This window comes from Paeniglutamicibacter selenitireducens (genome assembly GCF_051550675.1).
Taxonomy (GTDB): Bacteria; Actinomycetota; Actinomycetes; order Actinomycetales; family Micrococcaceae; genus Paeniglutamicibacter.
This window is the reverse complement of sequence record NZ_JBPULF010000001.1, coordinates 411,796-426,760: the sequence shown is the minus strand read 5'-3', so window position 1 is coordinate 426,760 and position 14,965 is coordinate 411,796. Positions and strand designations below refer to the sequence as shown.

10 protein-coding genes are annotated in these 14,965 nt (G+C 68.0%); all 10 read left to right on the top strand.

What is annotated here, in order from left to right; translation table 11 throughout:
- Positions 1-9: 9 nt before the first annotated feature.
- The 10 genes from ACSYDW_RS01930 to pyk all read left to right on the top strand — a co-directional run bounded on the left by ACSYDW_RS01930 (position 10) and on the right by pyk (position 14,658).
- Positions 10-1,569 carry an anthranilate synthase component I gene (locus ACSYDW_RS01930; RefSeq protein WP_438337012.1) on the top strand — a complete coding sequence of 520 codons (1,560 nt, stop codon included), beginning with the start codon at positions 10-12 and terminating at the stop codon, positions 1,567-1,569.
- Complete coding sequence (locus tag ACSYDW_RS01925) at positions 1,566-2,204, top strand: Trp biosynthesis-associated membrane protein (protein WP_438337011.1); 639 nt, start codon at positions 1,566-1,568, stop codon at positions 2,202-2,204. The genes ACSYDW_RS01930 and ACSYDW_RS01925 overlap by 4 nt, the downstream gene beginning before the upstream one ends.
- Positions 2,205-2,321: 117 nt before the next feature.
- On the top strand, positions 2,322-2,573 hold the full coding sequence (locus ACSYDW_RS01920; protein ID WP_438337010.1) for an HGxxPAAW family protein: 252 nt from the start codon (positions 2,322-2,324) through the stop codon (positions 2,571-2,573).
- A 2-nt stretch (positions 2,574-2,575) separates the two neighbouring features.
- The gene (gene trpC / locus ACSYDW_RS01915) at positions 2,576-3,409 is read left to right on the top strand and encodes an indole-3-glycerol phosphate synthase TrpC (protein WP_438337009.1); all 834 of its coding nucleotides are present in this window, start codon (positions 2,576-2,578) and stop codon (positions 3,407-3,409) included.
- A gap of 39 nt (positions 3,410-3,448) precedes the next feature.
- On the top strand, positions 3,449-4,741 hold the full coding sequence (trpB, locus tag ACSYDW_RS01910; RefSeq protein ID WP_438337008.1) for a tryptophan synthase subunit beta: 1,293 nt from the start codon (positions 3,449-3,451) through the stop codon (positions 4,739-4,741).
- Positions 4,738-5,532, top strand: a complete 795-nt coding sequence (gene trpA, locus ACSYDW_RS01905; RefSeq protein ID WP_438337007.1) for a tryptophan synthase subunit alpha — start codon at positions 4,738-4,740, stop codon at positions 5,530-5,532. The genes trpB and trpA overlap by 4 nt, the downstream gene beginning before the upstream one ends.
- Positions 5,529-6,590 carry a prolipoprotein diacylglyceryl transferase gene (gene lgt, locus ACSYDW_RS01900; RefSeq protein WP_438337006.1) on the top strand — a complete coding sequence of 354 codons (1,062 nt, stop codon included), beginning with the start codon at positions 5,529-5,531 and terminating at the stop codon, positions 6,588-6,590. Before trpA ends, lgt begins: the two co-directional genes overlap by 4 nt.
- A gap of 429 nt (positions 6,591-7,019) precedes the next feature.
- Complete coding sequence (gltB, locus tag ACSYDW_RS01895; RefSeq protein ID WP_438337005.1) at positions 7,020-11,624, top strand: glutamate synthase large subunit; 4,605 nt, start codon at positions 7,020-7,022, stop codon at positions 11,622-11,624.
- The gene (locus tag ACSYDW_RS01890; RefSeq protein ID WP_438337004.1) at positions 11,617-13,074 is read left to right on the top strand and encodes a glutamate synthase subunit beta; all 1,458 of its coding nucleotides are present in this window, start codon (positions 11,617-11,619) and stop codon (positions 13,072-13,074) included. Before gltB ends, ACSYDW_RS01890 begins: the two co-directional genes overlap by 8 nt.
- Before the next feature lie 66 nt (positions 13,075-13,140).
- Positions 13,141-14,658 (top strand): pyruvate kinase, encoded by a 1,518-nt coding sequence (gene pyk, locus ACSYDW_RS01885; protein WP_438337003.1) that lies wholly within the window; start codon positions 13,141-13,143, stop codon positions 14,656-14,658.
- Positions 14,659-14,965 lie beyond the last annotated feature (307 nt).

Sequence of the window (14,965 nt, the reverse complement as noted above, 5' to 3'; positions counted from 1 at the left end):
AAGCCACTCATGCAAGCCCTCGGTGTGCTCTCACCCACCCGCGAGCAGTTCCGCGCCCTCGCGGCCGACCGACGCGTCGTTCCCGTGACAATGCGGGTGCTGGCCGACTCGCTGACCCCCATCTCCATCTACCGCCGGCTCGCCGGCGGGCGCCCCGGAACCTTCCTGATGGAATCCGCCGCGGCCGGCGGGGTCTGGAGCCGCTACTCGTTCATCGGCACCAACTCGCCGGCAACGCTGACCACCCGCGAGGGCAAGGCCCACTGGCTGGGCACCCCGCCCGCCGGCATGCCCACCGAGGGCAATCCGGTCGAGGTGCTGCGCGACACCGTGCGCGCGCTGCGCACCGAACCGCTGCACGGCCTGCCGCCGCTGACCAGCGGCATGGTCGGCTTCATCGGCTGGGAGGCGGTGCGCCACTGGGAGAGGCTGCCCCACCCGCCGGCCGACGACCTTCACCTGCCCGAGCTGGCCATGAACCTTGTCGGCGACATGGCCGTGCACGATAACACCGACGGCACACTGACCCTGATCGCCAACGCCATCAACTTCAACGGCACGCACGACGGCGTCGACGGCGCCTACGACCACGCGGTGGCCCGCGTGCGCTCCATGCTCGCGTCCCTCGGCGAGGCCGCGGAGACCCCGGTCTCCGTGCTCTCGGGCACCGACGTCCCGGCCGACGAGCTGATGGACGCGGTCACGCACTCCTGGGACGAGGACTCCTACCGCCAGGCGGTGCTGCGCGGCAAGGAAGCCATTGTCGACGGCGAGGTGTTCCAGGTGGTCATCTCGCGCCGCTTCGAACTCGAGTCCGAGGCGGACCCGCTGGATGTCTACCGGATCCTGCGCGCCACCAACCCCAGCCCGTACATGTACCTCTTCAGCCTCGAGGACTCGCACGGCAAGGCCTACTCGATCGTCGGATCCTCCCCGGAGGCGCTCGTGACGGTCAACGATTCCCACGTCGTCACGCACCCGATCGCCGGCTCGCGCCCGCGCGGGGCCACCTACGAGGACGACCAGCAGCACGAGAAGAACCTGCTGGCCGACGAGAAGGAACGCGCGGAGCACCTGATGCTCGTGGACCTCTCGCGCAACGACCTCTCCAAGGTCTGCGTGCCGGGCTCGGTGGAGGTCACCCAGTTCATGGAGGTCGAGCGCTTCAGCCACATCATGCACCTGGTCTCGAACGTCGTCGGCAAGCTCACCCCGGGCACCGACGGCTACGACGTGCTGGCCGCGACGTTCCCGGCCGGCACGCTCTCCGGCGCGCCGAAGCCGCGCGCGCTGCGCCTGCTGGACGAGCTGGAGCCCTACCGCCGCGGCATCTACGGCGGCGTCGTCGGCTACCTGGACTTCACCGGGGACATGGACATGGCCATCGCCATCCGCTCGGCCCTGCTCAAGGGCGGCCGCGCCTACGTGCAGGCCGGCGGCGGCATCGTCAACGACTCGGACCTCGACGCCGAGGCCCTGGAAACCATCAACAAGTCGGCCGCCCCGTTGCGCGCCGTCTGGGCCGCCGGCACCATGGCGCCCGCTGAGCGGGAAGCCGACGGATCATGACAAGCACCAACGGCAGCACGGCGCCGGCCGCCAAGGCCCCGTCGCGGACCCCGCGCTGGGGCACCAAGCGCATCGTGATGGCCCTGGGCCTGCTCGGCGGCGTGCTGGCGCTGGCCACCAGCACGCGGATCTGGATCACCGTCCAGCCCGAGGTCGGGTCCGTGAAGATCCCGCTGATCGAGGTCGCCGGCTCCGACGCCTCGGCGGCCGTCGCGGCCCTGGCCGTGGTGGCTCTGGCCGGCTCGCTGGCCGCGCTGATCGCCGGCAGGGTAGCCCGCTACATCATCGCCGGCATCCTGCTGCTGGCCGGCGGCGGCATCGTGGCCGCCGCACTCTCGGTGCTCGGCGACCCCGTCACCGCCGCCGCCACCAAGGTGGGGGAGGCCACCGGGCTGAACACGGCGGGCGGGGACTACAACCTCTCGCTCTGGCCCTGGGTGGCAATCACGGCCGGCGTGGTGCTGGTGCTCAACGCGCTGGTCCTGGCCGCAGCAGGGCACACCTGGGCCGGCAGCCGGAAGTACGCCCGCGACAACGCGGCCGCCGCCGCGCGGGGGGATTCGGGGGAGGGCTCGGGCCCGATCGACGAGATCGACGGCTGGGACTCGCTCTCCCGCGGGGACGATCCCACCTGAGCAACGCCCGCGGGCCCGCAACATGGCACGCCACCGCGTTAAAGAATGGCAGAATAGACAGAAGTTAATCGTCGGGAATTCTCCCGACCGGCACGAGGTGACGAGGAGTATCCCACCATGGCTAACAGCAACACCCAGATCGACCCGATGCACTCCGAGGAAATCGGACACGGCAACTCCATCGCAGCATGGACCCTTGTGGGCATCTCGATGATCGGCGTCATCGTCGCCGGCGTCTCCTTCGCCGGACACAACTCCACCATGGTCTACGCGGGCCTCGGCATCGTTGTCGTCGGCCTGATCGCCGGCTGGGTCATGAAGAAGGCCGGTTTCGGCGTGGGCGGCGCCCGGTCGGGTTCCTCGCACTAGCCGTGAGCGTACTGACGGATATCATTGCGGGCGTTCGGATCGATCTGGACGCCCGCCGTTCCATGTGCAGCCAGGAACGGATCGAGGCCGAGGCCGCCGCGGCGGCCCCGGCGCTCGACGCCTTCGCGGCCCTCGGCGGCACCGCCGACGGCACCGGGCGCGACTCCGTGCTGCGCGTGGTCTCCGAGGTCAAGCGCAAGTCCCCGTCCAAGGGCGCGCTGGCCGAGATCCCCGAGCCCGCCGAGCTTGCCGCGGCCTACGTCGCGGGCGGCGCCTCGGTCATCTCCGTGCTCACCGAGGAACGCCGCTTCGGCGGCTCCCTGGCGGACTTCGACGCCGTGCGCGCCGCCGTCGACATCCCGCTGCTGCGCAAGGACTTCACCGTCGACGCGTACCAGATCTACGAGGCCCGCGCCCACGGCGCCGACCTCATCCTGCTGATCGTCGCCGCCCTTGACGACGCCCAGCTGCGCGAGTTCCTCGACCTCACCCACGCGCTGGGCATGAACGCGCTTGTCGAAACGCACACCGAGGAGGAAATCGCCCGCGCCGTCGCGCTCGGGGCGAAGATCATCGGCGTGAACGTGCGCAACCTCAAGACCCTGGAGGTGGATCCAGCGAACTTCGCGAAGCTCGCGGGGCTGATTCCGCCCGAGGCAGTCATCATCGCCGAATCCGGCGTCAGCTCGGTCGCCGAGGTGCGGGACTACGCCGGCCACGGCGCCGACGCCATCCTGGTCGGCGAGGCGCTGGTCAAGGACAACGACCCGAGCGCGGCCATCAAGCAGTTCATGAGCGCCGGAACCGCCGCGAAGCCGGCACGCCCCGGCGCCTAAATCCTCCACGTTTCCCCCGGCAGATAAGGACGCCCCCAGATGAACCCGACGACAGGTGGACCGGCAGACGGTTCGCGCAAGCCAGCTGCGGCGCCGGGGGATTCCCTGCGGCACGCCCCCGGCCCCTACTTCGGGGACTACGGCGGACGCTGGATGCCCGAGTCCCTGATCGCGGCCATGGACGAACTGGCCGAGACCTTCGAGGCAGCCAAGAACGACCCGGAATTCGTGGCGCAGGTCAAGGACCTGAACAAGAACTACTCCGGCCGCCCCTCCATGCTCACCGAGGCCAAGCGCTTCTCCGAGGCCGCCGGCGGCGTGCGCGTCTTCCTCAAGCGCGAGGACCTGAACCACACCGGCAGCCACAAGATCAACAACGTGCTGGGCCAGGCGCTGCTGGCCAAGCGCATGGGCAAGACCCGCATCATCGCGGAGACCGGGGCCGGCCAGCACGGCGTCGCCTCCGCCACCGCCGCGGCACTCATGGGCCTGGAATGCGTGGTCTACATGGGCGCCGAGGATACCCGCCGGCAGGCACTGAATGTGGCGCGCATGCAGCTGCTCGGCGCCACCGTCATCCCGGTGACCGCCGGCTCGCAGACGCTGAAGGACGCCATCAACGAGGCGCTGCGCGACTGGGTCGCCAACGTGGAAAACACCCACTACCTGCTGGGCACGGCCGCCGGCGGGCACCCGTTCCCGGCCATGGTGCGCTACTTCCACGAGGTCATCGGCGAGGAGGCCCGTGAGCAGATCATCGCCCAGGCCGGCCGCCTGCCCGACGCCGTTGCGGCCTGCATCGGCGGCGGCTCCAACGCCATCGGCATCTTCCACGGCTTCCTTGACGATGCCGACGTCGAGCTCTACGGCTTCGAGGCCGGCGGCGACGGCGTGGACACCCCGCGCCACGCGGCCACCATCACGCTGGGCAAGCCCGGCGTGCTGCACGGCGCCAAGAGCTACCTGATGCAGGACGACGACGGCCAGACCATCGAGTCGCACTCGATCTCCGCGGGCCTGGACTACCCGGGCGTCGGCCCGGAGCACGCCTACCTGGCGGACATCGGGCGCGTGCACTACGAGCCGATCACCGACACCGAGGCCATGGAAGCCTTCTCGCTGCTCTGCCGCACCGAGGGCATCATCCCGGCCATCGAGTCCTCGCACGCCCTGGCCGGCGTGCTGAAGATCGCCGAGCGCAAGATCGCCGCCGGCGCCGTGCCGGAGGAGACCATCATCATCGCCAACCTTTCGGGCCGTGGCGACAAGGACGTTGGAACCGCCGCCGAATGGTTCAACCTCATCGACACCGAAGACAAGGACGCCAAGTGAGCCACGTTTCCAAGAGTGCGGCAGCCATCGCGGCGGCCCGCGCCGAGGGCCGCCCGGCCCTGATCTGCTACCTGCCCGCGGGCTTCCCCGACGTGCAGGGCACCATCGACGCGGCCGTGGCCATGGCGGAGAACGGCGCCGACATCATCGAGGTCGGCATCCCGTACTCGGACCCGGTGATGGACGGCTCGGTCATCCAGGCCGCCACCGTCCAGTCGCTGGCCCAGGGCTTCAAGGTCGCCCAGGTCTTCGACATCGTCAAGGGCATCACCGAGCGCAGCTCGGCCACGGTGATGGTCATGACCTACTGGAACCCCGTGCTGCGCATGGGCGTGGACGAATTCTCCCGCCGCCTGGCCGAGGCCGGCGGCGCGGGCCTGATCACCCCGGACCTGATCCCGGACGAGGCCGCCGAATGGATGGAAGCCTCCGAGAAGTACGGCCTCGACCGTGTCTTCCTGGTGGCGCCCTCCTCCACCGAGGCCCGCATGAAGGCCACCGTCGCGGCCAGCCGCGGCTTCGTCTACTGCGTGTCGGTCATGGGTGTCACCGGTGCCCGTGCCGAGGTTTCCGATGCCGCCGCCTCGGTGGTCGCCGCGGCCCACGCGGCAGGCGCCGAGAACGCCTGCGTCGGCCTGGGCGTCTCGCAGCGCAAGCACGTCGAGGAGATCGGCGCCTACTCCGACGGCGTCATCGTCGGCACCGCGCTTGTCGCGGCGTTGCGCGACGGGGGAGTGGAAGCCGTCGCCAAGCTGACCGCTGAACTCAGCGGCAGGCCAGTGGCCGTATGAGCGCGCTGATGGGCGTCGGCACCGCCGTCCTCGCCTCGATCCCCAGCCCGCCGCCGGAGTTCTCCAAGTTCTCCCTCGGCCCGCTGACCATCCACGCCTACGCCCTGTGCATCCTGGTCGGCATCGTCGTGGCCATGTGGATGACCAACAAGCGCTGGATCGCCAAGGGCGGCCCGGAGGACGTGATCTGGGACATCTGCATCTGGGCCATCCCGTTCGGCATCGTCGGCGGCAGGCTCTACCACGTGCTGATCACGGACCCGGACTACTACTTCGGGCTCAACGGCCAAAGCGAGCACTGGAGCGAGATCCCGCAGATCTGGGCCGGCGGACTCGGCATCATGGGCGCAATCAGCCTCGGCTCGCTCGGCGCATGGATCGCCTGCCGCCGGGCAGGCGTCAGGCTCCCGGCCTTCCTGGACGCAGTGGCGCCCGGCGTGCTGCTCGCCCAGGCCTTCGGCCGCTGGGGCAACTGGTTCAACCAGGAGCTCTTCGGCGCACCGACAACGCTTCCCTGGGGCCTGGAGATCGATGCGGACAGCTACAACTTCCCCCCGGGGCTCCCGCCCGGAACACTGTTCCAGCCGACCTTCCTTTACGAGTCCCTGTGGAACGTGGCGGGCGTCCTGCTGCTGCTGGCCCTCGACCGCAAGTTCAAGCTGCGCCGCGGGTCGATGTTCTGGTCCTACCTGATCTGGTACGGCACGGGACGGATCATCATGGAAACCATGCGCATCGACGCCGCGGACACCATCGTCATCCTCGGCATCGGGTTGCGTGTGCACATGTGGCTGGCCATCGGGATGGTCATCCTGGGCACCGTCGGGCTCATCTACGTGCTGGTGAAGCTGCGCCCCCAGCCGGATCCCGGGGTCTACCTCGAGGGTCGCGAACCGGCTTCCGAGGCGAAGGACCCCGCCGAGACCCCGGCGGCCGGTTTGACTCAGGAATCCGCCACTGATCCCGAAGGGAAAAACGGTTCGGTGCAGATGAAACAATCTGCGGATCCTGAAACAAAAACGGATTCCGAAGAAGGATCGGCCAAAAACGACAACTGAATAAACCATTTCAAGGCCCCTCGTTAACCGCGCTCCGCGGTACATGACGAGGGGCCTTGTTATTTCCGGTTAACAATTGGCCCATCCGTAAATGTACTAGTCAGGGTCAAGTTAGATAGACGCCGGAAAACTGTTGGAAACATAACCGCGCCTAAAACCGAAACATGGCGGTGCTACGCTTTTTTCACTCGCCGGGCGTAGGCTTCGATGCACGAAATCGAACACGGACCCCGCGACGCAGCAAGGCCCCGGCGGACATCCCGCCGCCTTGCACCAACCACAAAGACGTGGCCCGGCCCGCAGGCCGGGGGAAAACCCGCACTCTTGCCGGTGGGAAACACCATCTCAGCCACCGGTCATTGGCGACCCAGAAACCTCTCGGACAATGGCGTCCTTGTATCCAAGAAAAACACCGAGAAAGGTATGCTCATGAGCATGACCGGAGTCCAGCTGAACGCTTCACCGGGTTGTGGCGGGGAAGCATCTTCGCCCTTCACACGGTTCGCAGACGCCCCCGAAGCACAAGGCCTCTACAACCCCGAAAACGAAAAGGACGCGTGCGGCCTGGCGGTCATCGCCACCCTCACCAAGGTGCCCTCCCACTCGATCGTGAACCAGGCACTCGAAGCCCTGCGCCGGCTCGAACACCGCGGCGCCGTGGGCGCCGACGACGGCACCGGAGACGGTGCCGGCATCCTCACCCAGATCCCCGACGCCTTCTTCCGCGCCGTCACGGGATTCACCCTTCCGGCCCCCGGCCACTACGCCGCCGGCACGGCATTCCTGCCCCAGGAACCGGCAGAGCGGACCCAGGCAATCGCAGCCCTCGAGGAACTGGCCTTCGACGAAGGCCTCACCGTGCTTGGCTGGCGTGAACTCCCCGTCAACGCCGAACACATCGGACCCACTGCCCGCGGCTGCATGCCGCACTTCGCCCAGATCTTCCTCGGCATCCCCGGCGAGGACGTCGCCGAGCTCGATGCCCGCGTCTTCCGCGTACGCAAGCGCGCCCAGAACAAGTTCGGCGTCTACTTCCCCTCGCTCTCCAGCGCCAGCATGGTCTACAAGGGCATGCTCTCCACCGCGCAGCTTTCCGCGTTCTACCCGGACCTGACCGACGAGCGCTTCGCGAGCACCTTCGGCATCGTGCACTCGCGTTTCTCCACCAACACCTTCCCGTCCTGGCCGCTGGCCCAGCCTTTCCGCACCATCGCCCACAACGGTGAAATCAACACGGTCAAGGGCAACCGGAACTGGATGCGTGCCCGCCAATCCCAGTTGGCCTCGGCACTGCTGGGCGAGGTCCCCGAGGAACTCTTCCCGATCTGCAGCCCCGGCGCCTCCGACTCGGCCTCCTTCGACGAGGTCGCGGAACTGCTGATGCTTTCCGGGCGCCCCATTACCCAGGCGATCATGATGATGATCCCCGAGGCCTGGGAAAACCACGCCACCATGGACGCGGACCGCCGCGCCTTCTACGAGTACCACTCGATGCTCATGGAACCGTGGGACGGACCCGCCGCGGTGTCCTTCACCGACGGCAAGCAGGTGGGCGCGGTCCTGGACCGCAACGGCCTGCGCCCGGCACGCTTCTGGGTGACCGACGACGGCCTGGTGGTGCTGGCCAGCGAGGTCGGCGTCATCGACCTGGCCCCGGAACGGATCGTCGCCAAGGGCCGTGTGGCCCCGGGCAAGATGTTCCTCGTTGACACCGTCGAAGGCCGCATCATCGAGGACGACGAGATCAAGGCGCAGATCGCCGCGGCCAAGCCGTGGACGAAGTGGGTCGCGGAGAACAAGATCCGCCTCTCCGACCTGCCCGACCTCGAGCACGTCAGCCACAACTCCGCCTCGGTGCAGCTGCGCCAGCGCACCTTTGGCTACACCACGGAAGAGCTGCGCATCCTGCTGGCCCCGATGGCCTCCACCGGTGCCGAGCCGCTCGGTGCCATGGGCACCGACACCCCCGTCGCCGTGCTCTCGGCACGCTCGCGCCTGCTCTTCGACTACTTCACGCAGTCCTTCGCCCAGGTGACGAACCCGCCGCTGGATTCCATCCGCGAGGAACTCGTCACCTCCATGGGCACCAGCCTGGGCCCGACCGGCAACCTGCTGGCCCTGGGCCAGGTCAGCGCCCAGCAGGTGTCCCTGGCCTACCCGGTGATCACCAACGACGACCTGGCCAAGATCGCGAACATCCGAGACGAGGAGGGCCTGAAGGTCTCCCTCAAGGTCCGCGGCCTCTACCGCCCCGAGGGCGGGGAATCCGAACTGCGCGCGCGCATCCAGGAGATCTGCGAGAAGGTCTCGGCGGCGATCAACCGGGGCATCAAGTTCATCGTGCTCTCGGACCGCGACTCCAATGCCCAGTGGGCGCCGATCCCGTCGCTGCTGCTCACCTCCGCGGTGCACCACCACCTGCTCAAGAGCGCCAACCGCACCAAGACCTCGCTGGTCATCGAGGCCGGCGACGTGCGCGAGGTCCACCACGTGGCGGTCCTCATCGGCTACGGCGCCTCCGCCATCAACCCCTACCTGGCGCTGGAAAGCGTCGAGGAAATGGCCCGCAACGGCGAGCTCGGCTCCGTCACACCCGCCAAGGCACAGGCCAACCTGATCAAGGCGCTGGGCAAGGGCGTGCTGAAGATCATGTCCAAGATGGGCATCTCCACCGTCGCCTCCTACTGCGGCGCGCAGACCTTCGAGGCCCTGGGCCTGTCCCAGCGCGTGGTCGACCAGTTCTTCACCGGCACCCAGTCGCAGCTCGACGGCGTCGGGCTGGACGTGCTCGCCACCGAAACCGCGATGCGCCACGCCTACGCCTACCCGGCGGACCTGGCACCGGAACCGCACCGCACCCTGGAAACCGGCGGAGAGTACCAGTGGCGCCGCGAGGGCCCGCCGCACCTGTTCAACCCCGAAACGGTGTTCCGCCTGCAGCACGCGACCCGCGAACGCCGCTACGACATCTTCAAGGCCTACACCCGCGGCGTCGACGACCAGGCCAAGGGCCTGATGACGCTGCGCGGCCTGCTGGACTTCAAGACCGACCCCGCCACGGCCATCGACATCGACGAGGTCGAGCCGGTCAGCGAAATCGTCAAGCGGTTCGCCACCGGCGCCATGAGCTACGGCTCGATCTCCGCAGAGGCGCACGAGACCCTCGCGATAGCCATGAACCGGCTGGGCGGCAAGTCCAACACCGGCGAGGGTGGCGAGGATGTCGAACGCCTGCTCGATCCGGCGCGCCGCTCCGCCGTCAAGCAGATCGCTTCCGGCCGTTTCGGCGTCACCAGCCTGTACCTCTCCAACGCGGACGACCTGCAGATCAAGATGGCGCAGGGTGCCAAGCCGGGGGAGGGCGGCCAGCTCGCCGCGCAGAAGGTCTACCCGTGGATCGCGCGCACCCGGCACTCCACCCCGGGCGTCGGGCTCATTTCGCCCCCGCCGCACCACGACATCTACTCGATCGAGGACCTGGCCCAGCTGATCCACGATGCCAAGTGCTCCAACCCCGCCGCCCGCATCCACGTGAAGCTGGTTTCCGAGGTGGGCATCGGCACCGTCGCAGCGGGTGTCACCAAGGCCAAGGCCGACGTGGTGCTTGTCTCCGGCCACGACGGCGGCACCGGCGCCTCGCCGCTGAACTCGCTCAAACATGCGGGAGTGCCCTGGGAACTCGGCCTGGCCGAGACCCAGCAGACGCTCATGCTCAACGGACTGCGCGAACGCGTCACGGTGCAGGTCGACGGCCAGCTCAAGACCGGCCGCGACGTCGTGATCGCCGCGCTGCTGGGCGCCGAGGAGTTCGGCTTCGCCACCGCGCCGCTGGTCGTCACGGGCTGCATCATGATGCGCGTCTGCCACCTTGACACCTGCCCGGTGGGAGTGGCGACGCAGAACCCGGAGTTGCGCAAGCGCTTCACGGGCCAGGCCGACCACGTGGTGAACTTCTTCGAGTTCCTGGCCCAGGAGGTGCGCGAACTGCTTGCGCAGCTCGGCTACCGCAGCCTGGAGGAAGCCATCGGCCAGGCCGAGCGGCTCGACACCCGCGCCGCGGTCGGCCACTGGAAGACCGAGGGACTGCAGCTGGGCCGGATCTTCGAGACAGTGGGCTCAAAGCCCGGCGCCCCGCGCCGGCGGACCACGGTCCAGGACCACCACCTGAACGAGCACTTCGACAACCTGCTGATCACCGCGGCCGCCCCGGCCCTGGCCCACCGGGAAAACGTGTCGATCGACCTGGAGGTGCGCAACACCGACCGGGCCGTGGGCACCATGCTGGGGCACCACGTCACCCGCACCTTCGGCGTGGAGGAACTGGCGCCGGGGACGATCGACGTCACGCTGCGCGGGCACGCGGGGCAGTCGCTCGGGGCCTTCCTCCCGGCCGGCATCGTGCTGCGCCTGGTCGGCGACTCCAACGACTACGTCGGCAAGGGCCTCTCCGGCGGGCGCATCATCCTGCGGCCCGACGCCGGCAGCGGCTTCGACCCGGCAACCCAGGTCATCGCCGGCAACGTGATCGGCTACGGCGCAACCAGCGGCGAGCTGTTCATCAGCGGCATGGTCGGGGAACGCTTCGCCGTGCGCAACTCCGGGGCCACCGCGGTGGTCGAGGGGATCGGCGACCACGGCTGCGAGTACATGACCGGCGGCACGGCCCTGGTCCTCGGATCCACAGGGCGCAACTTCGCGGCCGGCATGTCCGGGGGCGTGGCCTACGTGCTGGACCTCGACACCCGCAAGCTGAACCCGCTGGCCGTAGCCAACGACGACCTGATCCTTGAGGGTCCGGGCGAGGCCGACTGCGAGCTGATCAAGGACCTGCTCTCACAGCACCGGCTGCACACCGGTTCGGAGCTCGCGGCGAGCCTGCTGGCCGACTGGCCGGTGGCCGCCGCACGCTTCACCAAGGTCCTGCCGCGGGACTTCGCCGCGGTATCCCAGGCACGCAACGCTGCCGCCCATGAAGGTTTCGACCCGGATTCAGCAACCACCTGGAACCGGATTCTGGAGGTGACCCGTGGCTAATCCACGTGGATTCTTGGAAGTCCGTGAACGCGTAACCCAGCCCAAGCGCCCCGTCCCGATCCGCCTGATGGACTTCCGCGAAGTCACCGAGCGCCAGGCCGACGGAACCCTGAAGTCGCAGGCCGGCCGCTGCATGGATTGTGGCATTGCGTTCTGCCACAGCGGCTGCCCGCTGGGCAACCTGATTCCGGAGTGGAATGCGCTGGTCCACCAGGGCCGCATGGCCGAGGCGGCGGACCGCCTGCACGCGACGAACAACTTCCCGGAGTTCACCGGGCGGCTTTGCCCGGCCCCGTGCGAGTCCTCCTGCGTGCTGGGAATCAACCAGCCTGCCGTAACAATCAAGCAAATCGAGGTCGAGATCGCCGACACCCTGTTGGCGGCCGGGGACCTGGAACCGGTGCTCGCCATGCGGCACACGGACAAGCGCATCGCCGTCGTGGGTTCGGGCCCAGCGGGCCTGGCCGCGGCCCAGCAGCTGACCCGCGCCGGGCACACCGTGGCGGTGTACGAGCGGGACGAAAAGGTCGGCGGCCTGCTGCGCTACGGCATCCCGGACTTCAAGATGGAAAAGGACGTGCTGGATCGCCGGCTGGCTCAGATGGAGGCCGAGGGAACCCGCTTCCGCACCGGGGTTGCCGTGGGTACGGACATCACCTGGGATGCCCTGCATCGCCGGTATGACGCGGTGATCCTCGCCACAGGAGCCACGGTTCCGCGCGACATGCCGATCCCCGGGCGCGAGCTCGACGGCGTGCATTTCGCCATGGAATACCTCGTGGAATCCAACCAGGTGGTGGCCGGGGAACGCGATGAACTGCGCATCGACGCCGCAGGGAAGCACGTGGTGATCCTCGGCGGCGGCGACACCGGGGCCGACTGCCTGGGCACCGCGCTGCGGCAGGGTGCGGCAAGCGTCACGACCCTGGCCATCGGGGCCCAGCCCCCGATGGAGCGCCCGGCCAACCAGCCGTGGCCGATGGTCCCGCGGCTTTTCGAGGTCCAATCAGCCCACGAAGAGGGCGGGGAACGGACCTACCTGGCGGCAACGGTCAACTTCACGGGCGAGCGCGGAAGCGTGATGGGTGTTACGGTAGCAGAGACCGAATTTATTGGCGGTCAGCGCCTTCCGAAACCAGGCACCGAGCGGGTCCTCCCCGCGGATCTCGTCTTCCTGGCCCTCGGGTTCACCGGACCCGAGGAAGCCGGCCTCACGGAACAGGCCAACACCGAGTTTGATGACCGGGGCAGCGTCGCCCGCGATGGTTACTACATGACCAACACCCCAGGGGTGTTCGTGGCCGGCGACGCCGGACGCGGACAATCCCTGATTGTGTGGGCCATCGCCGAGGGACGATCCTGTGCCGCGGCGGTGGACAAATACCTGATGGGCGAAACCCGCCTTCCGGCCCCCGTTGCACCGACGGACCAGGCCATCAGCATGATGTGAGACGGATGCACCACTAATGCGGTGATTTTCCGACCTGAGAAATGGAAAGGCAGTTAGGCTGACCGTATGAGACGCGCAAAAATTGTGGCCACCTGGGGCCCTGCGATCGGTACCTACGACAAGACGCTGGCAGTGCTCAAGGCGGGTGTCGACGTAGCCCGCTTGAACATGAGCCACGGCGACCACTCGATGCACGCCGAGAACCTCGGAAACGTCCGCGCAGCGGCATTGGAACTGGGCCGGCCGGTTGGCATCTTCGCCGACCTTCAGGGACCCAAGATCCGGCTGGGTCGTTTCATCGACGACGCCAAGCACATCCTGAAGGTGGGCGCCACTTTCACCATCGTCATCGCCGATGTGCTGGGTGATGAAACCTTCTGCTCCACCACGTTCAAGGGCCTTCCGCAGGACGTCAACGTGGGCGACATCCTGCTGATCAACGACGGCAAGGTGTCCCTGCGCGCCACCGCGGTCGACGACGAAAAGGTCGTCACCGAGGTGGTCGTGGGCGGCGAGGTGTCCAACAACAAGGGCATCAACCTTCCCGGCGTTGCCGTCAACGTCCCCGCCTTGAGCGAGAAGGACGAGGAGGACCTGCGCTGGGCCATCCGTGCCGGCGTGGACATGGTTGCACTTTCCTTCGTGCGCAACGCGGCAGACATCTCACGGGTGCACGAGATCATGGACGAGGAAGGCCGCCGCCTTCCGGTCATCGCCAAGATCGAGAAGCCGCAGGCCGTCGACGCGTTGGAGGAAATCATCAACGCGTTCGACGCCATCATGGTGGCCCGCGGCGACCTCGGCGTCGAGCTTCCGCTCGAAGAGGTTCCGCTGGTCCAGAAGCGCGCCATCGAACTCGCGCGTCGCTGGGCCAAGCCGGTCATCGTCGCGACCCAGGTGCTGGAGTCGATGATCGAATCGCCGACCCCGACCCGCGCCGAGGCCTCGGACTGCGCCAACGCCGTGCTCGACGGTGCCGACGCCGTCATGCTCTCGGGCGAAACCTCGGTGGGCGAGTACCCGATCGAGACGGTCGAGACCATGGCCCGGATCATCTCCTCCACCGAACAGCACGGACTTGACCGCATCCCGCGTCTGGGCTCCAAGCCCAAGACGCGCGGCGGCGCCATCACCCGCGCCGCGGTGGAAATCGCCGACCAGCTCGATGCCAAGTTCATCGTGGCCTTCACCCAGTCCGGCGACTCGGCCCGACGCCTCTCGCGCCTGCGCCCGAAGAAGCCGGTGCTGGCGTTCACGCCGCTGCCGCAGACCTACAACATCATGACGCTGATGTGGGGCATCCAGCCGCGCGTGGTCGAGTACGCCGACCACACCGACAAGATGACCGCCCAGGTCGACCGTGCGCTGCTGCAGGAAGGCCTTGCGGAGATCAACGACATCGTTTGCATCGCCGCCGGTTCCCCTCCGGGCCAGGCCGGTTCGACCAACTCGCTGCGCATCCACAAGGTCGGCGACCTCGCGGACGCGGGCCAGCTGGTTGACGGCAAGCCGATGCCGGCCCGCGAAGAGGTCGGCCCCTGGGACACCGAAAACGTGTCGGGCCAAAGCGCCCCTGCCATCTAGGTAGCCTGAACGCGGCCGAAGCCGGGTCCGGATGGAACGTCCCCTCGGGGGAGTGCCATCCGGACCCGGCTTTTCCGTTGTGGCCGCCGTGGCAGAAGACTCTCGCCGTCGTCGGTGGCATCAACCATGTACCGGAAGACTTCAAAAGCGTGGGACGCCGGACGCCTGACATGGGAGTGTCTGCGGAAGGCCCCCGGCCCTGAGGGTTCGGTGGCTGCCGTTGGAGAGAGCCCGCGACCGGAATCTGCGCCCTGACGCGGTCGGTCGTGTCGGTGCGGAATTTGAATCCGTGCATGGAAAACAACAT